General features: G+C 54.6%; 20 protein-coding genes. 7 read left to right on the top strand and 13 right to left on the bottom strand.

Annotated features, from left to right (window positions below; translation table 11 throughout):
* Window positions 1–3 precede the first annotated feature (3 nt).
* From sspB to zapE, 5 genes are all read right to left on the bottom strand, one after another.
* On the bottom strand, window positions 4–501 hold the full coding sequence (gene sspB, locus EA20_RS0109775; protein ID WP_024966650.1) for a ClpXP protease specificity-enhancing factor: 498 nt from the start codon (window positions 499–501) through the stop codon (window positions 4–6).
* 5 nt (window positions 502–506) lie between these two features.
* Window positions 507–1148: a stringent starvation protein SspA gene (gene sspA, locus EA20_RS0109770; RefSeq protein WP_024966649.1), complete on the bottom strand. Its 642-nt coding sequence runs from the start codon at window positions 1146–1148 to the stop codon at window positions 507–509.
* A 318-nt stretch (window positions 1149–1466) separates the two neighbouring features.
* Entirely contained in the window at window positions 1467–1859 is a 393-nt protein-coding gene (gene rpsI, locus EA20_RS0109765; RefSeq protein ID WP_024966648.1) for a 30S ribosomal protein S9, read from the bottom strand.
* A 15-nt stretch (window positions 1860–1874) separates the two neighbouring features.
* Complete coding sequence (gene rplM / locus EA20_RS0109760; protein ID WP_024966647.1) at window positions 1875–2303, bottom strand: 50S ribosomal protein L13; 429 nt, start codon at window positions 2301–2303, stop codon at window positions 1875–1877.
* Between the two features lie 233 nt (window positions 2304–2536).
* A complete protein-coding gene (zapE, locus tag EA20_RS0109755; protein ID WP_024966646.1) occupies window positions 2537–3664 on the bottom strand; it encodes a cell division protein ZapE in 1128 nt (375 codons plus the stop codon).
* 186 nt (window positions 3665–3850) lie between these two features.
* Between zapE and zapG the strand changes: the two genes are divergently transcribed.
* The 3 genes from zapG (at window position 3851) to degS (ending at window position 6858) form a co-directional block, all read left to right on the top strand.
* Window positions 3851–4255, top strand: coding sequence for a Z-ring associated protein ZapG (gene zapG / locus EA20_RS0109750; protein ID WP_024966645.1), 405 nt, complete (start codon window positions 3851–3853; stop codon window positions 4253–4255).
* A 93-nt stretch (window positions 4256–4348) separates the two neighbouring features.
* Window positions 4349–5719: a serine endoprotease DegQ gene (gene degQ, locus EA20_RS0109745; protein WP_024966644.1), complete on the top strand. Its 1371-nt coding sequence runs from the start codon at window positions 4349–4351 to the stop codon at window positions 5717–5719.
* 77 nt (window positions 5720–5796) lie between these two features.
* Window positions 5797–6858, top strand: a complete 1062-nt coding sequence (gene degS, locus EA20_RS0109740; RefSeq protein ID WP_024966643.1) for an outer membrane-stress sensor serine endopeptidase DegS — start codon at window positions 5797–5799, stop codon at window positions 6856–6858.
* A gap of 50 nt (window positions 6859–6908) precedes the next feature.
* Here degS and mdh read toward each other — a convergent pair whose 3' ends face one another.
* Complete coding sequence (mdh, locus tag EA20_RS0109735; RefSeq protein ID WP_024966642.1) at window positions 6909–7844, bottom strand: malate dehydrogenase; 936 nt, start codon at window positions 7842–7844, stop codon at window positions 6909–6911.
* Between the two features lie 444 nt (window positions 7845–8288).
* On the opposite strand from mdh, the gene argR reads away from it, so the two are divergent.
* From argR to yhcN (EA20_RS0109720), 3 genes are all read left to right on the top strand, one after another.
* Window positions 8289–8759 carry a transcriptional regulator ArgR gene (gene argR / locus EA20_RS0109730; RefSeq protein WP_024966641.1) on the top strand — a complete coding sequence of 157 codons (471 nt, stop codon included), beginning with the start codon at window positions 8289–8291 and terminating at the stop codon, window positions 8757–8759.
* A 585-nt stretch (window positions 8760–9344) separates the two neighbouring features.
* Window positions 9345–9608 (top strand): peroxide/acid stress response protein YhcN, encoded by a 264-nt coding sequence (gene yhcN / locus EA20_RS0109725; RefSeq protein WP_024966640.1) that lies wholly within the window; start codon window positions 9345–9347, stop codon window positions 9606–9608.
* A 108-nt stretch (window positions 9609–9716) separates the two neighbouring features.
* The gene (gene yhcN, locus EA20_RS0109720) at window positions 9717–9986 is read left to right on the top strand and encodes a peroxide/acid stress response protein YhcN (protein ID WP_024966639.1); all 270 of its coding nucleotides are present in this window, start codon (window positions 9717–9719) and stop codon (window positions 9984–9986) included.
* A gap of 203 nt (window positions 9987–10189) precedes the next feature.
* Here the strand turns inward: yhcN (EA20_RS0109720) and EA20_RS0109715 are convergent, their stop codons facing one another.
* The 5 genes from EA20_RS0109715 to aaeX all read right to left on the bottom strand — a co-directional run bounded on the left by EA20_RS0109715 (window position 10190) and on the right by aaeX (window position 15231).
* Complete coding sequence (locus EA20_RS0109715) at window positions 10190–10453, bottom strand: hypothetical protein (RefSeq protein ID WP_024966638.1); 264 nt, start codon at window positions 10451–10453, stop codon at window positions 10190–10192.
* A gap of 52 nt (window positions 10454–10505) precedes the next feature.
* Window positions 10506–11960, bottom strand: coding sequence for an NAD-dependent succinate-semialdehyde dehydrogenase (locus EA20_RS0109710; protein ID WP_024966637.1), 1455 nt, complete (start codon window positions 11958–11960; stop codon window positions 10506–10508).
* 155 nt (window positions 11961–12115) lie between these two features.
* Entirely contained in the window at window positions 12116–14074 is a 1959-nt protein-coding gene (gene aaeB, locus EA20_RS0109705; RefSeq protein WP_024966636.1) for a p-hydroxybenzoic acid efflux pump subunit AaeB, read from the bottom strand.
* 13 nt (window positions 14075–14087) lie between these two features.
* On the bottom strand, window positions 14088–15020 hold the full coding sequence (aaeA, locus tag EA20_RS0109700) for a p-hydroxybenzoic acid efflux pump subunit AaeA (protein ID WP_024966635.1): 933 nt from the start codon (window positions 15018–15020) through the stop codon (window positions 14088–14090).
* Between the two features lie 7 nt (window positions 15021–15027).
* Window positions 15028–15231, bottom strand: coding sequence for a p-hydroxybenzoic acid efflux pump operon protein AaeX (gene aaeX, locus EA20_RS0109695; protein ID WP_024966634.1), 204 nt, complete (start codon window positions 15229–15231; stop codon window positions 15028–15030).
* 276 nt (window positions 15232–15507) lie between these two features.
* Between aaeX and aaeR the strand changes: the two genes are divergently transcribed.
* On the top strand, window positions 15508–16425 hold the full coding sequence (gene aaeR / locus EA20_RS0109690) for an HTH-type transcriptional activator AaeR (RefSeq protein ID WP_024966633.1): 918 nt from the start codon (window positions 15508–15510) through the stop codon (window positions 16423–16425).
* Window positions 16426–16553: 128 nt separating this feature from the next.
* On the opposite strand, the gene tldD is transcribed toward aaeR, so the two are convergent.
* Both tldD and yhdP read right to left on the bottom strand, forming a co-directional pair.
* Complete coding sequence (gene tldD, locus EA20_RS0109685; protein WP_024966632.1) at window positions 16554–17999, bottom strand: metalloprotease TldD; 1446 nt, start codon at window positions 17997–17999, stop codon at window positions 16554–16556.
* A gap of 83 nt (window positions 18000–18082) precedes the next feature.
* Window positions 18083–21877, bottom strand: coding sequence for an AsmA2 domain-containing protein YhdP (gene yhdP, locus EA20_RS0109680; protein WP_024966631.1), 3795 nt, complete (start codon window positions 21875–21877; stop codon window positions 18083–18085).
* Between the last annotated feature and the right edge of the window lie 26 nt (window positions 21878–21903).

Genomic DNA, 21903 nt, shown 5'->3' with positions numbered 1-21903 from the left:
AACTTACTTCACAACGCGAAGCGACGGACGGCCTCCGCGCGGTGGCGGCTCGTCGTCGGGATTTTCATCATCAGGTACGCTGTCATCGGGGCGATCGCCATCAATTACCGACATCAGCGTTTCCGCTGAACCGGCCTCTTCAGATTCCGGATTGAATTCCCCGGCATCTTCGTAGATCGGTTCAGGTTCAAACATCGTACCCGCACCGTTTTCCCGGGCGTAGATCGCCAGCACGGCGGCCAGCGGCACGGTTACCTGACGAGGAACGCCGCCGAAGCGGGCATTGAAGCTCACTTCGTCATTGCCCAGTGAGAGGTTTCCGACGGCGCGCGGCGCGATATTTAAAACGATCTGTCCATCACGGGCATACTCCAGAGGCACCATCACGCCAGGCAAATTAATATCGACCACCAGATGAGGCGTCAGCTGATTGTCCAGCAACCAGTCATAGAACGCCCGCAGCAGGTAAGGACGGCGAGGAGTAAGATGCGTCATTTCCATGATAATCAGCCCCGCGTATGCAGGCGCATTTCACGTTCTGCTTCAGTCAGGGAAGCGAGGAAGGAGTCCCGCTCGAAGACGCGCGTCATATAACCTTTCAGCTCTTTAGAACCCGCACCCGCCAGTTCAATGCCCATCTGCGGCAGACGCCACAGCAGCGGCGCCAGGTAGCAGTCTACCAGGCTGAACTCGTCGCTCATAAAGAACGGCGTACGCGCGAAAAGCGGCGCTATGGCCAGCAGTTCTTCACGCAGCTGCTTACGCGCCGTTTCCGCTTCCTGCGCCGTGCCGTTTTCAACCTTGTGCATCAGGCTGTACCAGTCCTGCTCAACGCGGTGCATCATCAGACGGCTTTCACCACGCGCAACCGGATAAACCGGCATCAGCGGTGGATGTGGAAAGCGTTCATCAAGATATTCCATAATGATGCGTGACTCATACAACGTCAGTTCCCGATCGACCAGCGTTGGCACGGTACGATACGGATTGAGGTCAATCAGATCCTGGGGCAGGCTATCCATTTCTACCTGCTCGATCTCAACGCTGACACCCTTCTCCGCCAGGACGATACGCACCTGGTGGCTAAAAATGTCAGTCGGACCAGAAAACAGCGTCATTACCGAACGTTTGTTGGCAGCGACAGCCATGTAAACCTCCAAGTTTATCCAGAAAACACTACGCGGGCCCGCCACAGGGCGGCTGACCAGCTAAATAAATGACCCTTAGCACGCGCTGAGACCGAACCGGCATCCCGTCAGGATTTCATGCATCAATGCCCTGCTAATGGGCGCAAAGTGACTGACAGTTTACCAGATTTTCGACAGTTTGTGGGGGCGGCAAGGTGCATTTGACGGGAAAAAGATCAACAACCTGGCGATACGCCACGATTTTACCAGCACCAGAAAAGAAAAAACCCGGTGCAGGCACCGGGTTTTCGGTAATCGACTCTGCCGAAGCAGAAACAATTAACGCTTGGAGAACTGAGGACGACGACGTGCTTTACGCAGGCCGACTTTCTTACGTTCAACTTCACGCGCATCACGGGTAACGAAGCCTGCTTTACGCAGTTCGCCACGCAGTGACTCGTCGTACTCCATCAGAGCGCGAGTGATACCGTGACGGATCGCACCAGCCTGACCGGAGATACCACCACCTTTAACGGTGATGTAGAGATCGAATTTACCAACCATGTCCAGCAGTTCCAGCGGCTGACGAACTACCATGCGGGCAGTTTCACGACCGAAGTACTGTTCCAGAGAACGCTGGTTGATAACGATGTTACCGCTACCCGGCTTAATAAAGACGCGTGCGGAAGAGCTTTTGCGGCGACCAGTGCCGTAGTTTTGATTCTCAGCCATTGCCTGTAATCCCGATTAAATGTCAAGAACTTGCGGTTGCTGTGCCGCATGGTTGTGCTCGGTGCCCGCGTAAACTTTCAGTTTACGGTACATAGCACGGCCCAGCGGGCCCTTTGGCAGCATGCCTTTAACCGCGATTTCAATCACACGCTCAGGACGGCGAGCAATCATCTCTTCGAAGGTCGCTTGCTTGATACCACCGATGTGGCCGGTGTGATGGTAATAAATCTTATCGTTACGCTTGTTACCGGTTACGGCAACTTTCTCAGCGTTCAGAACGATAATATAATCACCGGTATCGACGTGCGGAGTATATTCCGCTTTATGCTTACCGCGCAGACGACGAGCCAGTTCAGTCGCTAAACGACCTAAAGTTTTGCCTGTTGCGTCGACAACATACCAGTCACGTTGGACGGTTTCTGGCTTAGCTGTAAAAGTTTTCATCTAAAAGCTTACCCAAATTAAGTTACACGTTGGTGAAATCCCAAACGCTTGAATAAACGGTTGAGGCTCACACGACCATCTCGACCAGCAAGCCCACCCCTTCGGATAGAGTTACTGGAACACAAAGAGTTTTGGGAAAAAAACCTTTGTTGTAACGTGGGGTCGCAAGATTATAGAGAAGTCGCCCTTAAAGCGCGACCCCTTTTTGCAATAAAATTACCGGCGGTCCCGCTTCACGGCAGATGAGGCAGTTTAAGGTACTCTTCGCTCTGCATCTCCTGCAGGCGGGAAAGGCAGCGCTGATATTCAAACTTCAGCCGGGTGCCCTGATAAATCTCAAAAAGCGAGGTTTCAGCGGACACCACCAGCTTGACCCGCCGCTCATAAAATTCGTCGACCAGCGCCAGAAAGCGCCTCGCCTGGTCTTCCGTTTTATAAATCATCACCGGCACGTTAAACAGCAGCACGCTGTGGAAGCGACGGGACAACTCAATATAGTCATGCTGGCTCCGCCCTTCGCCGCAGAGTACGCCGAAATCCATCGCCAGCACGCCCTCTTCCGCGCCCTGCGTGGGCAGCGAACGATGGTTAATTTCCAGTACTGGTTGCGCCGCAGGGGGCTTACCAGCCAGCGCGACAAACATGCGATCCATTGCCTGCGTGGTCGCGTCGCCGAGCGGCGTCATCCATAAATGCACTGAGGTTAGCGTCCGCAGACGGTAGTCGATCCCGGCATCTACGTTCATCACGTCACAGTGCTTTTTAATCATTTCAATGGCAGGTAAAAAACGCGCGCGCTGTAAGCCGTTACGGTACAACTCATCCGGCGGAATATTTGAGGTGGCGACCAGCGTGATCCCCCGAGCAAAAAGCGCCTCCATCAGCGTGCCCAGCAGCATCGCATCGGTGATATCAGAGACAAAAAACTCATCAAAACAGAGCAGATCCGTTTCGCTCTTAAAGCGGTCTGCCACGATATTCAGTGGATCGCTCTGCCCTTGCAGCGCCGTCAGTTCCTGATGCACCCTCAGCATAAAGCGATGAAAGTGAAGCCGCTGTTTACGCTCCCCAGGAATTGCCTGAAAAAACAAATCCATCAGCCAGGTCTTGCCGCGGCCAACGCCGCCCCACATATAGAGTCCCTGTACGGGCGGCTGAGGCGCGTTTTTGCCCTTGCCGACCAGATGGCTAATCTTGCCAAACAGGCCTTTATTTGGAGTGGCAGAAGGCGCCTCTGCGCGGCTCAGAGCCTGATAAATCCCATCAAGACGGGTTATGGCTTCAAGCTGAATATCATCAGGCTGATACTGCCCGTTTTCCAGCGCCTGCCGGTACAGTGCCAGCGGAGACTTTGTTTGCATCGTTTATTCACTTTTTCTGAAAAATTTGACAGGGCCTGGGCGTTATCGTCGAAAAAAAGGCCGTTCTACACTAAGCGATGCCGCCTCAGGATTCCACTTCCATAACATTAGCGGTTATAGTGACTGCAGTGAACTGGCATTGGCCAGACGATCCTACGGAACAACGAAGACAACACGGGAGTTATTATGACCTGGGAATACGCGCTTATTGGGTTGGTAGTTGGATTGATTATCGGCGCGGTAGCAATGCGTTTCGGCAACAAAAAGCTCCGCGAGCAGCGCAGCCAGCAGTACGAACTGGAAAAAACTAAAGCCGAGCTGGCTGATTATCGTGAAGAGCTGACCAGCCATTTCGCACAGAGCGCCGAACTGCTGGATAATATGGCCCGCGATTACCGTCAGCTGTATCAGCATATGGCGAAAGGTTCCAATGACCTGCTGCCGAATCTGCCGGGTGAAAAGAACCCGTTTGCTTACCAGTTGACCGAGTCTGAAGCGGATAACGATCAGGTACCGGTACAGATGCCGCGTGACTATCCTGACAGCGCTTCTGGCCTGCTGCGCGGTGAGCGAAACACCAGCCAAAAATAGAATATAAGGGCGCCAGGCGCCCTTTTCTCTGTCAAAGTCCATCATTATCCACAGCATTATCCCCCTACATTTATTAACGAGAGCGTCGTAGCGATGAAGAAGAAATCCTTACTGTTAAGCGCATTAGCACTGAGTATTGGCATGAATCTGACCGTTGCCCCGCAGGCCATGGCGACGCTTCCGGCACAAATTCAGGGCTCACCTTTGCCAAGCCTGGCCCCTATGCTGGAGCAGGTATTACCGGCAGTCGTGAGCGTGCACGTGGAAGGCACCCAGGCAGAGACCCAGGCGATCCCTGAGCCACTTAAGCGCTTCTTTGGTCAGGACGGTCAGGAACAAGAAGCGCAGGCACAGCCCTTCGAAGGCCTGGCGTCCGGCGTAGTGATCAATGCGGAAAAAGGCTATGTGCTGACCAATAATCACGTGGTCAATGGTGCAGATAAAATCAGCATCCAGTTGAGCGATGGCCGTGAATTCGATGCCAAAATGATCGGTCACGACGAACAGACCGATATTGCGCTGGTCCAGATCAGCGATGCCAGCGGCCTGACTCAGGTAAAAATTGCTGATTCAGACCGGCTGAAAGTCGGTGATTTTGCTGTCGCCATCGGCAATCCGTTCGGCCTCGGCCAGACGGCCACATCCGGCATTATCTCGGCGCTGGGCCGCAGTGGCCTGAATCTGGAAGGGCTTGAAAACTTCATTCAGACTGACGCCGCCATAAATCGCGGCAACTCCGGCGGTGCGCTCGTCAATCTGAACGGTGAACTGATCGGCCTTAATACCGCTATTCTGGCTTCTGCGGGCGGTAACATTGGCATCGGCTTCGCTATCCCCAGTAATATGGCGATGAACCTGGCGCAACAGCTGATTGAGTTTGGCGAAGTGAAGCGCGGCCAGTTGGGTATCAAAGGGACGGAGATGACCGCCGATATGGCTAAAGCTTTCAGCGTGGATATCCGCCGTGGTGCCTTTGTTAATGAAGTACTGCCAGGATCAGCGGCGGCAAAAGCGGGGATAAAATCTGGTGACATCATCACCCGTCTGGATGATAAACCGGTGGAAAGCTTCGCCGCGCTGCGGGTAAAAATTGGCACCACGCCGCCGGGTACGCCGGTGAAAGTTGAGCTGATCCGTGAGGGCAAGCCGGTAACGCTGACCGTGACGCTGGATGCCAGCAGCCAGACCACCGTCAGCGCCGAGCAGCTGACGCCAGCATTGCAGGGCGCTACGCTCGGCGATGGCGCGGCGAAGGATGGCAGCAAAGGCGTGAAGGTTGAAGCCGTGGCGAAATCGTCGCCGGCAGAATTGTCCGGGCTGCAAAAGGATGATGTGATCGTCGGCGTTAACCGTACGAAGGTGGAGAACCTGGCCGGATTGCGTAAGCTGCTTGAGTCTAAACCGCCCCTACTGGCGCTCAATATCATTCGCGACAACCAAAACCTTTATCTGCTGCTGCGCTAAATCATGATGCGGACACCTGCGTGTCCGCTTAACTCGTGCTATTCTGCCCCACGTTCATTCACTCATCGTGTAAAGCCATGTTTCCTAAACTATTGCGTTCGGCGTTACTCGGTCTGGTCGTGGCAGGCATTTTGCTGGTCGCCCTGCCGGCGCTGAGAGTTGGTGGTGATTTTATCGCCAGCCGGGATAACGATAGCGCTGATGCCACGCCCATCAGCTATAACGCTGCCGTCCGCCGGGCGGCACCTGCCGTGGTTAATGTTTATAACCGCAGCGCCAACGCCTCAGCGGATAATCTGGAAATCCGTACGCTCGGCTCCGGTGTCATTATGGACAGCCGCGGTTATATCCTGACCAATAAACATGTCATTAACGATGCCGACCAGATTATTGTGGCGCTTCAGGACGGGCGTATATTCGAAGCTATGCTCGTTGGGTCGGATAACCTGACTGACCTGGCGGTGCTAAAAATTACCGCATCCAGCCTGCCGGTGATCGCTATTAACCCGAAACGTAGCGCCCATATTGGCGATTTAGTGATGGCCATTGGCAATCCGTACAATATCGGCCAGACGGTGACGCAGGGCATTATCAGCGCAACCGGGCGTGTGGGCCTCAGTCCATCACGCTATCAGAATTTCCTGCAGACCGATGCATCAATCAATAAAGGCAATTCAGGCGGTGCGCTCATTAACTCCCTCGGTGAACTGATGGGCATCAATACCCTCTCCTTTGACAAAAGTAACGATGGCGAAACGCCGGAAGGCATCGGTTTTGCCATTCCCACCGCGCTGGCGGCAAAAATCATGGATAAGCTGATCCGGGATGGCCGGGTGATTCGCGGCTTTATTGGCATCAGCGGTCGGGAAGTCCCGCAAATCCATGGTCAGAACACCAGCCTCGACCATATTCAGGGAATTGTCGTGACCAACGTAGCCCAGGGCGGCCCGGCCGCGAAGGCGGGATTACAGGTCAATGATGTGATTACCAGCGTTAACCATAAACCTGCCGTTTCCGCACTGGAGACGATGGATCAGGTGGCGGAAATACGGCCTGGCACAGAGATAGAAGTGACGATCATCCGTAACGACAAGAAGATGACGCTGTCGATTACCGTGCTGGAATATCCGGGAAGCTAAGCCTGACGGCCTGGATGAACGAGGGCCAGCGATGCTGGCCCTGCGCGGGGTTACTTAACGAACTCTTCGCCCAGCGTAATATCTTTTTTCAGCGTTTCCAGCATGCCGTCCAGCGACTGCTGCTCAAATGCACTGAGCGTACCGATCGGGCGACGCTCGGCAACGCCCTCTTTACCCAGCAGCAGCGGCTGAGAGAAGAAGCGGGCATATTCGCCATCCCCTTCCACATAGGCACACTCCACCACATCGCTTTCACCGTTCAGGGCACGGACCAGCGACAGGCCAAAGCGCGCCGCAGCCTGACCCATTGACAGCGTGGCCGATCCGCCACCCGCCTTGGCTTCCACCACTTCTGTACCCGCGTTCTGAATACGTTTGGTGAGATCGCTTATCTCCTGTTCGGTAAAGCTGACGCCTGAGATCTGCGACAGCAAAGGCAGAATAGTCACGCCAGAGTGTCCGCCAACAACCGGAACATTCAGCTCTGCCGGATTTTTACCTTTCAGCTCGGCAACAAAGGTGTTGGAGCGGATGATATCCAGCGTCGTGACGCCAAACAGTTTGTTTTTGTCGTAAACGCCCGCTTTTTTCAGCACTTCAGCGGCAATGGCCACGGTAGTGTTAACCGGGTTGGTAATAATACCGATCAGCGCTTTTGGACAAGTGCTGGCAACCTGTTCAATCAGATTGCGCACAATACCGGCGTTAACATTGAACAGATCGGAACGATCCATGCCTGGCTTGCGGGCAACACCGGCTGAAATCAACACGACATCCGCGCCTTCCAGCGCTGGCGTGGCGTCTTCGCCGCTGAAACCTTTAATTGAGACCGCTGTAGGGATGTGGCTGAGGTCTACCGCAACGCCTGGCGTTACCGGGGCAATATCATACAGAGAGAGTTCTGAACCTGCGGGAAGCTGGGTTTTAAGCAGAAGTGCGAGAGCCTGGCCAATACCGCCAGCTGCGCCGAGAACTGCGACTTTCATCCTAAACTCCTTATTATTTTGAGCAATGAGTACCATGAATCCATCTGATACGAACATAGACGACCTGTGCGGTCAAAGCGATAGCCTTTATCCCGATATGCGCGCTAAAACGTTTAAACCGGCGAAGCTGAGGGGGGTGACCGCATTACGCCTGGGTAGGGACCGCTCGTAACAGCATGCAGACAACATAATCCGGGATTACATTACACCCTTAACACTTATCATAACAACATCATTTTCATAACAAATCATTTACCAACCCGTGGGCATGCGCGCCTGCTGCAGGATTGTATTTTTACAACATCTTTGCCAGACTGCGTTTCCCAGCGCCCTGGATCGCAGCAGACCTCACTACCTGTTTGCATAAAAATTCATTTAAATGCATAATAATGTAATATCCCGCCGGGGCCGCTCTTTACTCGTTGACTTTTATCGCGGACACTTATGCGTAATACATCCAAACAAGACGATTTGATCAAGGCATTTAAGGCCTTACTAAAAGAAGAGAAGTTCAGCTCACAGGGCGAGATTGTCGCTGCGCTGCAGGAGGATGGCTTCGATAATATCAATCAGTCCAAAGTTTCCCGCATGCTGACCAAGTTTGGGGCCGTGCGCACCCGCAATGCCAAGATGGAAATGGTTTATTGCCTTCCCGCCGAACTGGGCGTGCCGACAACCACCAGCCCGCTAAAAAATCTGGTGCTGGATATCGATCATAACGATTCGCTGATTGTGATTCGCACCAGTCCCGGTGCAGCGCAGCTGATCGCACGCCTGCTGGACTCGTTAGGAAAATCAGAAGGGATCCTCGGCACCATCGCGGGGGATGACACCATATTTATGGCTCCTGCACGCTCATTTACCGTCCATCAGCTCCACGAAGCCATTCTTCAGCTGTTTGAACAAGAGCTGTAAGTAATACTCATAACTTCAGTGGTAGGGTAAACGCCTTAATTCTGACAGAAGCCGGCATTCGTCGGCTTGAGACTACTGAAAATGCCGGCTCCGGCAACAATTCCTGCCTGTAAAAATGCCAAAAGCAACCCGCCTGACAGACCGCCCTATATTCTTAATGGCGCGCGAGGGATGCCTCTCGTTCCCGGTTCCCCCCACATTAATTTCATCAGCAATCTGCGCCTGAAATCGACCTGCTTCATACTTTCCAGGCTTCCTCCTCTTAACAGCATATTCAACTGCTTCAGGATCGTGTGAAAGCAATATCCACATCCCACACCTCAGCAAGCAGCACGATCAACCATAAATAAAAGCACAAATGGATAAATCAACATATCCTGCTGTTTTTACGTGTATTTAACATCGTCAGAACAAATTCCAGGCGTTTTTTATAACCTTGCGTTATTAAAAAACCCTATTTTGGCTTTTACCGCGATATTTTATTATTAGCAGACTATTAATTTTTACCGTTATTAGATCTATACTTCTTTTCGTGACGCAGGTCACACTAATTAAACGATAAAAACAGAGACGAGGAAAAAAACCATGAACATCAAAACAACCGTTGCCGCGATAAGCCTGCTTTCCACCCTTTCATTTGGCGCTTTTGCTGCCGATTCCATCAGCGCAGAGCGCGCGCAAAGCATGCAGCCTGTGGGCACTATTACCGTTAGCGGCATCGCGGGTTCACCAATGGATATCCACAATGCGTTGGATCAGAAAGCTGATGCGCAGGGCGCTACCGCTTACCATATTGTCGAAGCCTATAACAACGGTAACTATCACGCGACCGCTAAGCTTTATAAATAACGCCGCACGTCGGCAAACAGATCGAATGCGTAAAACCACACGGTAACACCAAGAATAAAAACCGTTGCATAACCCTTTGGTTACCGTGAAAACTTCTGGAGTATCACAATGAAAACCACTATCGCTATTGCTGTCATGAGCCTGACAGCCGCCCTGACTTTTGGCGCCAGCGCAGCTGAATTAATTACTAATGAGCAGGCTGCTAATCAGCATCTGCAGTCTGTAGGGACTATCAGCGTAAGCGGCATCGACGCGGTGCCAATGGATATCCGCCAGCAGCTGTCCCAGAAAGCCGATGCAAAAGGCGCCAGTTATTACCGCGTTATAGAGGCTTACACCAACGGCAACTATCACGCGACCGCTGAACTTTATAAGTAACGTTTGTTATGTTACTGGCATTCCGTCTCCGTAGTAGAAAAACGGAATGTTGAGGTGAAGTTCCGGCAGGCAAGAGGCCAGCCAGGGGTATCTTGTCAAAAGTACTGACGATAGCTGGCCGTTGACCGCTTAGCTATCCCGGTCATTCCTCGTCAGTATGACGAACCTTTTGGCCTCGCTTGCCGGGGCCTTTTTTTCGTTCGTTAACGGATGTTTAAACGAAACTGGCCTTCCGGCACTTCTTCCACTTCATCAAACAACAGCATCAGCGCGCCGTAGCGCCTTTTTTGCCCGCTGCCTAAATGAACGAATGCAATTTCGAGTGGCATCGGCACCGCCATTACCGCCTCCCACAACATATCTGAATCGGCTACTTTTCCACCCGCCAGGGCAAAACGCTCGCTGACCCGGCGATAAAAATGTGCCTGACCGGTGACGGCATCAAAATCAGAACGCCCGGTTCTCATCCTGGCCGCTCCGCAAGTCAAACGCCGGGCAGCCCGCAGGCCGCCCTTTCAGTCACAATCCCCCAATATGCAGGGCTTTTACTTCCATATATTCTTCCAGTCCCAGCACCGATCCTTCTCGCCCCAGCCCGGATTCTTTCACGCCGCCAAAGGGCGCGAGCTCGGTCGAAACCGCACACTCATTAATACCGATCATGCCGCTTTCCAGCGCCGCCGCCACGCGGAATACACGCTGTAAATTTTGCGTATAGAAATAGGCGGCTAAGCCGAACTCGGTATCATTGGCACGACGGATAACCTCCTCTTCATCATCAAAACGGAAACAGGCGGCGACAGGCCCGAAAGTCTCTTCGCCGGCCAGCTGCATCTTTTCACTGGCTTCGGCGATAACGGTTGGCTGCCAGAAGTTACCGCCCAGGGCATGACGAGCGCCGCCCGTCACTATCCGTCCCCCTTTAGCCACGGCATCCTTCACATGCTCCTCGACTTTCTCAACGGCGGCGGCTTCGATCAGCGGCCCAACCACCACGCCATCCTCCATGCCGTTACCGACTTTCAGCTTAGCGACCTCTTCACCCAGTTGGGTGATGAAGCGTTCGTAAACCGCATTATGAATATAGAAGCGGTTAACACTGACGCAGACCTGCCCGGCATTGCGGAATTTGTTGGCGATGGCACCTTTAACGGCAGCATCAATATCCGCATCCTCAAACACGATGTAAGGTGCATTGCCGCCCAGTTCCATTGACACTTTCTTCATGGTGTCGGCGGCGTTGCGCATCAGCAATTTTCCTACCTGGGTTGAACCGGTGAAAGAGATTTTCCGGACGGCTTTACTGGCCATAATGGCATCGCTGATCGCCTGGGTATCCCCAGCAACCGCATTCAGCACACCATCAGGAACGCCTGCTTTTTTCGCCAGTGCCAGCAGGGAAAAGGCGGAGAGCGGCGTATTATTGGCAGGTTTGATAATGCCCGTACAGCCTGCGGCCAGCGCAGGCCCCAGCTTGCGGGTCAGCATCGCCATAGGGAAGTTCCAGGGCGTAATGGCCGCGACCACGCCTACAGGTTCGCGTGCCGCAAGAATGCGGGAGCCCGCCTTTGCAGGTGGAATAATTTCGCCGTTCGCCCGTTTGGCCTCTTCGGCAAACCACTGAATAAAGCTGGCGGCGTACTCCACTTCGCCTTCAGCTTCGCTGACCGGCTTGCCCTGTTCCGCCGTCATTAATGTCCCAAGCCAGGCCTTGTTGTCGATAATCAGCTGATACCAGCGGTAAAGGATTTCACTGCGCTCTTTTGCCGTTTTCGCCCGCCAGGCAGGGAAAGCCTGCGCCGCCGCGGCGATTGCCTGTTCCGTTTCGCGTTTGCCCGCCCGGGCAACTTGCGCAATAACCTCTCCGGTAGCCGGATTAAGTACGTCGAAAGTCGTATCGCAGTCGCGCCATTCACCGCCCGCAAAATAGCCCGTCTGGAAAAGTTCGTGCTCCTGGAGGTTGGTCTGCTTCATTTTTTTCTCCTGTTTGGTGAGTCATCCTGAGAGATAAGTATAGATGGCGCACTTTTCTCTGTATGAACCCGATGAGGAGAAACGAAAATGGGAAAGTGCTGACACCTGCAGGTGCAGGTGCAGGTGCAGGTGCAGGTGCAGGTATCAGCATTAACTCAGATTTGGACGAGGGTGTTCTGATATTTTCTCAGCATAACCGCCAGACGTTCTACCGGTTCGGTTACGCTAAGCGGCGCTTCATACTGGCGGAGCTTTTCCTGGTAGATATCAAGCTCGGTTAACAGACGTTTAAAGTATTTAAGCCGTTTCGCATCACTGCCTGCGGAAATCACCCTGTCGGCGGTATGGCGAAGCTGTTTATGGAACGCGGAAAGGTCACTGTTGACGGGAATATCGGCATTGCGCAGGCGCTGGTGGCCGATGATCAGCGTCAGCGCGATGCGGTATTTATTGATATCGCCGGGAAACATATTCAGCAGCATAAACAGCTGCTGATAGAGCGCCGGAAGATGATTTTCGCGCCGCCTTGCCTGATTCGTGGTCATGGCAGAAACTGCCGCATACATAAAACGGTTCAGCAGCGTACGGCCAATGCGCGCTTTTGATGTATCGCGGATAAGCAAAATCACCATCAGCGCCAGAAATGCGCCTATCGCCTGACCCAGCACATTATCCAGGAACACGTTGACGTGGAACGTCATGGGGTTATCCAGCGTCAGCACATTGATGGTGCCCACCAGCGCGCCGACGGAGCCTATCTGCCGGCGCTGGATCAGCAGCCCACTGATAAACGCCATGACGCCAAGTGAAATACAGAGCAGCAGCATGCTTTGCTGCGTTGCAGGCATAATGAACATAAAGTAGAGCGATCCCAGCGGGATGGCGACAATCATGCCGTAAAGGAAGTCTTTGGCCATCATCAGCGGATTCGGCATACGCATCGCCAGCGCGGTAATAACGGCCAGCATCACCATCGCGCCGCTGCCTGAGGTCCAGCCTGTCCAGAGCCAGAACAGCGAGCCGATGGCGGTCGCCACAAAGGTGCGGATGCCATTTACCAGCGCATGCTGCGTTTCAGCGGAGCGCATTTTCACTACCGGCTCGTCGTTAAGCACCTCTTCTTCCAGCCGGCTAATGCTGCTATTCGTGTGAATGCCCTTCATCAGCAGAAGATAACGTGAGGCGGCACCCACCCAGTTTGTGATGGTCAACGGCGTATTTTTACTGCCGCTTGCGGTGATCACGCGGCGCATAATCTTCATCCGCTTATGAATATCCCCAATATTTTCGACGGGCTTTTCAAAGAAAAGATGAAACTGAGGAGGGACATAATCTTTACGGGTGTTTTGAATAAGAAATGTTTCAGTGGCCTGAGTGATCAGCGTCAACGAAAGCGTGTTCAGCGCGCGCATCCGGCGCTCGGCTTTCTGCCAGCGGCCAGACTCCATCATCAGATGGGTACGCATCCCGTTCAGTGCCGTTGTCCGGCGGACCAGACTGGTCCATGCTTTATCCACTTCCTCTTTATCACCATGGGCGACGCAAAGCTGCATCAGCTTGTAGTGATCCACCAGCAGGCTTTCGATCTCACGGTCGATATCTTTTTTGATCGTGCGCGGTGAAAACAGCATATCGGCCAGAATGGCACTGACGATGCCAATAATAATTTCGCTGCACCGCTCAACGGCAAATTGCGGTGCCACCAGCAGGGAGCCCTGCGCATTCACGCTGACCACAATGATCAGCGCCGTGTAGCCCGCCAGCCCCAACGCATAGGAGTTCTCCACCCTGATAAGCGAGGAGAGCCAGACGCAAAAGCCCGCCCACAGGCAGCAAAGCAGCAGCATCACGACCGGCGCACGAATGGTGGCGATGATAATCGCGAGCGCGGCGATACAGCCAATAAAGGTGCCAATAATGCGCAGCATACCGCGGTGGCGCAACGCCCCGGAGAAAGGGTCTCCACCCGCCGCAAACGCCGTGCCGCCCGCCACAATACAGGCCGTCATCACCGCCCAGCGGGGCGTTTCAAGATTGAAGTGAAAGCCAATCAGCAGCGCCAGCAAAATCGCCACGGTGAGCTTGATTGGAAATCGCAGACGATACCACTGCATAACGCGCCTCTGCTTAGCCGAACTCACGCAGGCGATGCATCAACTTCATCATCGGCGACATGTCTTTGATCTGGCGATCCTTCTCTCCCGTCACCACTACCGTCGCGGTGGTGCCAGACGGATAGAGATTACCCTGTTGTTCATCAAGGCGGATACGCACGGGAACGCGCTGTGCCAGACGAACCCATTCGAGATTGGAATCGATAGTGGCCATGCCTTTGCTGTCAATGGTACTGCTACTGTTGGTGATGCCCGCTGCAATGCTGTCAACGGTGCCGTGCAATACGCGGTTGCTGCCCAATGGCGTAATTTCTGCACGGTAGCCCGGACGTATGCCATCAAGCTTGGTTTCTTCCATATAGGCCAGAACATAAAAGGTATGCTGCTGTACCAATGCCACCGCGGTCGCGCCACGGGTAATAAACTCTCCGCGGTAGACGTTAAGGTTGGTCACCCAGCCATCCGCAGGCGCTTTGACCTGCGTACGTTCCAGATCAAGCTTTGCGGTATCGCGCGTTGCCACAGCTTTCGCCAGCTGATGCTCAGATGTCTGGTAATCATTGTTCGCCTGTTCAACGGCTTCGCGGGACATGACGGAAGCGCCCAGCCGGTTGCGGCGTGAGGCTTCACGCCGTTTTTCAGTCACCAGCGCCTGATAATAGGCCACGTCGGCTTCAGCCTGCGCCAGCGCCTGCTGATAGCGCGGCTGATCGACCACAAACAGCACCTGGTCTTTTTTGACCAGCTGATTGTCATGAACGCGCACGTCGGTGATCAATCCGCTCACGTCTGGCGCAATAGCCACAACATCAGCCGTAAATTTGGCATCGCGCGTCCAGGGTGATTCGGTATAAAACACCCAGGCGCGGAAAATAACGATGACAGCAACCATGACCAGAATAAGCGTTATGGCGTACCGGGAAATTTTTCTAGTTAGCGCTTTCACTATGACCTCAAACGAACAATCGGGAAACCAGATAGAACAGGCAGCAGTACAGGGCTGTATTAAAAAGGGCAGGATGCCAGACCAGGTCATAGATGCCGGTCGGCGTAATCAGTCTGCGCACCAGCCAGAACAGCATCAACGACACAATGATTTCAAAGAAAATGGGCGGAAAAGAAAGCCCAAATATTACTATAACCGGAAGCACACTCATCTCTTATCCTTGTCAGTCTTACCGGACTCACCTTTTGCCACCAAAAAGCCGCCTTCCTGCTCTCGGCGATGGCGGTGTTATAGGCTGATGATGGCGGGTTGACGCCTGAACAGTCAGATAATCATTTGAAGCGTACAATGAATAATAGCGTATTCAGGTACGGACTCTCAGGCGAGTGGGGTTACGGAAAGGTAACCCGGCGGTGCTATAGTAACGTGGTTGACTATATCTTTACACCCAAACGTGATCTAAATCACTTTTAAGCCAGGCTTAATAATGGAAAGACTTAAAGGCATGTCCGTTTTCGCGCGGGTGGTGGAACTGGGTTCTTTTACCGCAGCGGCTCAGCGTATGGGCATGAGCGTCTCCGCCGTCAGCCAGACCGTAGCCAGACTGGAAGATGAACTTCAGGTAAAACTGCTTAACCGCAGCACGCGCAGCATCGGCCTGACCGAAGCAGGAAAAATTTATTTTCAGGGCTGCCGGCGGATGATGTCTGAAGCTCAGCAAGTGCATGAACAGCTCTATGCATTTAACAATACGCCGATCGGCACGCTGCGCATCGGCAGCTCTTCCACCATGGCGCAGAACGTGCTGGCAACCATGACGGCGGAGATGCTGAAAGAGTATCCGGGCCTGACGGTTAACCTGGTTACCGGCAGCCCGGCGCCGGATCTGATCGCTGACGGCCTGGATCTGATCATCAGGGTAGGATCCTTACAGGACTCCAGCTTGTTTTCCCGCCGGCTGGGTTCAATGCCGATGGTCGTCTGCGCAGCAAAAAGCTATCTGACGCAGCATGGTACGCCGGAAAAACCTTCAGATATCAGCAAATTCAGCTGGCTGCAATATAGCGTAAGGCCCGATAACGATTTTGAGCTGACCGCGCCGGAAGGCATCGCTATCCGGCTGTCACCGCAGGGTCGCTTCGCCACCAATGATTCACAGACGCTGATCCGCTGGCTGGTTGCCGGAGCCGGTATCGCCTATCTTCCGCTGATGTGGGTTATCGACGAAATTAACGCGGGCAAGGTCGAGATCCTGTTTACCCGCTATCAGTCCGATCCGCGTCCGGTTTATGCGGTATATACCCAGAAAGATAAACTGCCGCTGAAAGTGCAGGTCTGTCTTAACTACCTGACGGACTATTTTGACCGGGTGGCGGAAATTTATAAGGAGTTTCGTCAGGAATAGCGGACATCTGTCAGAAATGGTGTTGTGCCAGTGCGCTGGTAATCCGAAGGAGATGTAAAGCAAGCGCGGGAAATTTCGCGCTTGCTTGCAGTAACGGTTTTTAACCGCTGGCGGGAAGTGGGATTACATCAGGCCGTGCCGCCGACGGTCAGCTTATCCAGCTTCAGCGTGGGCTGACCCACACCGACCGGCAGGCTCTGCCCCTCTTTACCGCAGACGCCGACGCCTTTATCCAGCGCCAGGTCGTTACCGACCATCGAAATCTGCTGCATCGCCTCAATACCGGAACCAATCAGCGTGGCGCCTTTCACCGGTTTAGTGACTTTGCCGTTCTCAATCAGATAGGCTTCTGACGTTGAGAAGACAAATTTTCCAGAGGTGATATCCACCTGCCCACCGCCAAAGTTCGGCGCGTAAAGGCCATATTCAACGCTTTCAATGATTTCCTGCGGCGTCGACTGGCCGCCGAGCATATAGGTGTTGGTCATACGCGGCATCGGCAAATGCGCATAAGATTCACGACGGCCGTTTCCGGTAGGCTTGACGCCCATCAGGCGGGCATTGAGCTTGTCCTGCATATAGCCCTTCAGGATACCCTTCTCGATCAGCACGTTATACTGACCCGGCACACCTTCATCATCTACCGCCAGCGAACCGCGAAGGCCTTCCAGCGTGCCATCGTCCACCACGGTACAGAGTTCTGACGCCACCAGCTGTCCCATCTGTCCGCTGAAGACCGAGGTACCCCGGCGGTTGAAGTCACCTTCCAGACCGTGTCCTACCGCTTCATGCAGCAGCACGCCAGGCCAGCCCGCGCCCAGCACTACGGGAAGCGTCCCGGCCGGCGCCGCAACCGCGCTGAGATTGACCAGCGCCATACGCACGGCTTCACGCGCCCAGGCTTCCGCGCGCATTTCGCCCGACTCATCCGCCAGGAAAAACTCATAACCGAAACGCCCGCCACCGCCGCTGGCGCCCCGCTCACGCTTGCCGTTTTCCTCCACCTGTACGCTGACAGAGAGACGGACCAGCGGGCGAACATCGGTTGCCAGCGTACCATCGGTCGCCGCCACCAGAATCAGTTCATAGACGCCGCTCAGGCTGGCGCTGACTTCCTGCACGCGTTTATCCGCAGCGCGCGCCGCCTTATCGACACGATGCAGCAAGTCGATTTTCGCTTCACGGGTCAGGCTTTGCAGCGGGTCAATCGCCGGATAAAGCGGACGATTGACCACGGCACCCAGCGTATGGGATTGCCCATTCCCCATCTCACGGACGATGCTCCGGGCGGCGGTAGCGCTCTGGGTCAGAGCAGTGAGGGTAATCTGGTCAGCGTAAGCGAAACCGGTTTTTTCTCCGCTAATGGCACGCACGCCCACGCCCTGATCGATGTTCCAGGAACCATCTTTAATTATGCGGTCTTCCAGTACCCATGATTCGTGGAAGCTGGACTGGAAATAGAGATCGGCGTAATCCAGCTTACGTTCGGACAGCTGACCGAGCAGGGAGAAGAGATCCTGCTGATGAATATTATTAGCAGTCAGTAACTGCTCACTTACCAGATTCAGACTCATGAATTCTCGCTCTGTTTGGAGGAGCCAGTCGCAGCTGGCGTCGCATTTCTATAGCCTGAGGCAATTCCCCGGTCACGTCAAATTCACTTCTCGCGCTTTTCGCGAGGCTCGCGCAGCACTTCGTCAATCCGGGGCTGGTCAAGCGGCCCGGAAATGCGGTAGCGCAGCAGCGAGATTTTATTCCACACCGGACCCAGTACCTTGCTGGCGGCAAAGACGGCAGCACCCACTACCGGGTTAACCACAAACGCCGCCGCCACGCCGACCGTGGCAGATAGCTCTGGTGCAACAGTCGCCTCCATATCGATCTGACGTTTTACCAGATTGATCTTTCCCTGCATGGCAATGTCCGCCTCAAGGCCATCCACCAGCAGGTTATCCGTGCGCATAACGCCTTTTTCAATCCAGGCCGTGCCGGTAATCGAATCGAAGTAAAAACCCTGACCAAAGGTGTCGCTGAAATCGAGCCGCAGTTTGCGAAGTAGCGCATCGAAGCTCACCAGGCGTAACAGCTGACCCGCCCGACCGGTGTTAACATCGGCGATATGCCCGTTGCCGAAGCGGGTTTTCAGGACGCCACTGAGCGTCTCCTCCGAAGGCTGCCAGGGCGCGGACTGCCAGTGAAGATCGTAATCAACATGGAACGCGGCGTCGCGCAGCGGCGTTGAAAGACCGAACCAGGCAGTCGCATCGCTGATTTTTTTCCCGCTCAGCACCCCTTTTAGCGCCGTACGCGGCGCGTCCGGGCGGTTCACCCACTCGCCGTTAAGCGTCAGGCGTGCGCTGCCCGTATCTATCAGGCCGTTTGCCAGCGTCAGCGTATCGCTGGTATGCGTGAGATCGGCGTTTATCCGGCCAAGCTTCTGCCCACGGATCCAGCACTCATCGCAGGCCAGGTTTAGCGCAGGCCAGCCGCTAAAGTCGATGCTGGTATCACCAGTGGGTAAAGGCGAGGTGCCCTTAGCCGCTGCCCACTGAGGATTGTAATAGAGATAGTTAAGATGGGCATTCCATGGCTGACGCTCAGGCATACGCAGTGTGCCGTCAATCTCTTTCCCTTTCAGCGTAATAGTCGTCTCGCCTGAGATTCCCTCGCTAAGCGTCGCGTCCAGATTACGCCACTGCTGCCCGCCCAGCGACAACGCTGGCGTACGGACCTGGAGCGCGCCAGGAAGAAAAGCTTTACCGGTTTCCAGCCCGCTGCCGCCGTTTCCTGCTCCCTGGCTGAATAAACCCAGCAGAGCTTCTCCGTCTATCGGTGGCAGATTGAGTATCATCCCGTGATAGTCTGGCAAAGAGGGCATCTGCTTCGTATCGTTTTCCCAGATGCCGCGATCGATTCTGAGCTGCTTACCCAGCAGCCACCGGCTGTTGAAACGGTGGGTGTCCGCCAGTGCGCCGCTCAGCGTGAAGGCATTCAGATCCCCTTTTACCGACGCCTGAAGCGGCATTGATGTCCCTGGCGCTTTTGCTAAGGGTGACGGTAAGCGACTACTTACATTCTTCAGTTCCCCGCCCAGTTCAACCTGATAATTTGCCCCGCCATTATGAGGAAGCGCAATCATAACGTGGCTTTGCCAGTTGGCGTTGCCGTCCAGCTTAGCCCGAACCGCTGCAGGAATAACGGGCATTTCTCCCGGCCGCCAGTTTCCCTTAACATCAACGCCAATCTGGTAGTTTTTCGCCTCTTCACGGGTGTTAAAGCTGACGTCAATCGGCTGGCCGAACCAGCTGGCGCTCAGCGGTCCGCTTTGCAGATCGCCATTGTCATAAGTGAAGCGACCATTGAGATTTTTTATGGTGCTGTCCAGCGGCTTGATAAAAAGAGCGTTGTTATCAAGATTAACGTCACCGGTCGCATGAACCTGTTCCCCATCCAGCGGGATATCAAGATGCAAGTGACCACTTACATCACCGCCAATTTGCAGCTGTTCGAGCGCCGCGCCGAGCGAGGATTTCAGGGGGGTCTGGTTGAAATAAGCGCCCACTTCGTGGCCCGCGCCACTGACCTCACCATCGACAATCAGCTTTTCCTGCAGGTAGTCAGGGATTGTCACCGAAATGTTTCTGCCCTGCACCTTGCCGAGCTTCGCATCTTCCGTTTTCATCCAGAGGCCATCGTTAATAAAATTCAGATCGATATCGAAATCTTCAATCGCCGGCCAGCCGGGCTGAAACTGGTAGGTTGCCTGCTTCAAAGGCACCCAGACCTGGAACATGCCATCATTATGGGTAAACGGGAAAAGCTGTGGGTTACCGGCAAAAAGCAGCGTGGCATTATTGACCTCACCACCTTTAATCGCGCCACTCAGGTAATCCACCAGCGAGGTTCCCATCAGGGGTTCGGGAAAGTATCGCCAGGCGTCGGCCGCATCGGTGAGATTAATACCCGCCAGAATATCGAGCCGCGGCGCCTGACCTTCAGTTTGCGCCCAGTTGAAGTCACCCTTTGCATGTAAAGAGCGGGCCTGAACCTCCAGTTGCTCACCGCTCAGATTGAGGTGGCCCTGCGCATTTTGCCAGTGGATCGCGCCGCTGGCCTGCTGGATTTCCAGCGGTGCGCGAAACATGCTGCCGTAAGGCAAGCTGGCATCACGGAGGTTGAAATCAAGCCGGCCATTAGCAACACCGCCGGTCAGCGATCCGCTGAAGTGCTGCATCCCTGGCAGCACTTGCCAGTGCTTCCAGCTTATATCCTTCCAGCGCGCCTGAAAGCGACTGAGCGCCGGCTGACCGGGCGGAATATCTACCGCCAGCGATTGCAGCCGGCCTTCTGGCTGGAGCGCACGCCAGTTTTCCAGCAGTTTTGGACTCAGTTTGGCAAAGAGCGGGATCAGCGGATCGAGGCGTGCAATCTCCAGATTAGTGGCGCGAACGCGCACCTCGTCGTTCTCCTGCTTCCCTTTATGGGGCAGCCACAGCAGGGAAAACTGACCATCTGGCCAGGCCTTCCCGTCGGTGACCAGGTTGGTTTGCGGCAGGTGGATACGCCAACCCTGCTGGAAACGGCTGATATGCGCGGCGACGTTATCGACGGTAAGCGTGTGCGGCTGCCGATCTCCCTGCCAGCTCGCGCCACCTTTTTTAAGCAGGATATCGCCCTCGTGGATCTCGCCGTCCTGCAGGCTCATCCAGGCCGCAAGGCTGAAACGAGCGCGTTCAAGGCTGGTATTGTCACGCATCCACTCTCCCAGCCAGGGACGCACATCCACATCCTCCGCCTGCATCCAGACGCGGCCAGTATCGAGATAGCCATTGCTGTCACTCAAGTCCAGGCGTACCTGAACCTCGCCATGCTGGCCCGTCAGGCTGGAAAGACTGACCACACCTTCTGCCCGGTGACGGGCTTTCTCGTTCAGCCAGGTCAGCTGCGGGATATCGAGAAGGCTGCGCTGGCCGGAAGGCGTCAGAAAGCGGATCTGGCTGTTGCGCAGATCGAAGTGATCGAATTGCCGGAGAAAAAGGTCACTGAACTGACCGGGTTTAAGCTCTAATTTATTGCCTTCGCCTGAAGTGAGCGGCGTATTCATCAACAGATCAAGCTGGTAGAAAGTGAGATCGCGGAACTGCCAGCGCCAGTGAAGCAGCGACTGCCAGAGGTCGAGCGCCAGTGAAATGCGACCGACTTTTAGCGCGCCTTTCTCCTTCAGATCGACGGCCAGCTCGGTGATATCAAGCACCGGGCCGAAATTCTCCCAGCGTCCGTTGAGCGCGCTGGCCTGTACCGGAACGCCAGACGAGGCGGAAATCTGCTGAAGTATAGGTTCGCGCCAGCTATTCATATGCGGCATTATCAGACGCAGCCCGCTGACCAGTAGCGCAATAATGACCACCGCTATCGCGCCAGCCAGCAGCAGAAACCTGGGCAGTTGCCTCACTTCCCTCTCCTTGTCATCCGCCGGGG

The sequence above is a fragment of the Pantoea sp. IMH genome (assembly GCF_000599885.1).
Classification (GTDB): domain Bacteria; phylum Pseudomonadota; class Gammaproteobacteria; order Enterobacterales; family Enterobacteriaceae; genus Erwinia.
This window is presented reverse-complemented; position numbering and strand designations above follow the sequence as displayed.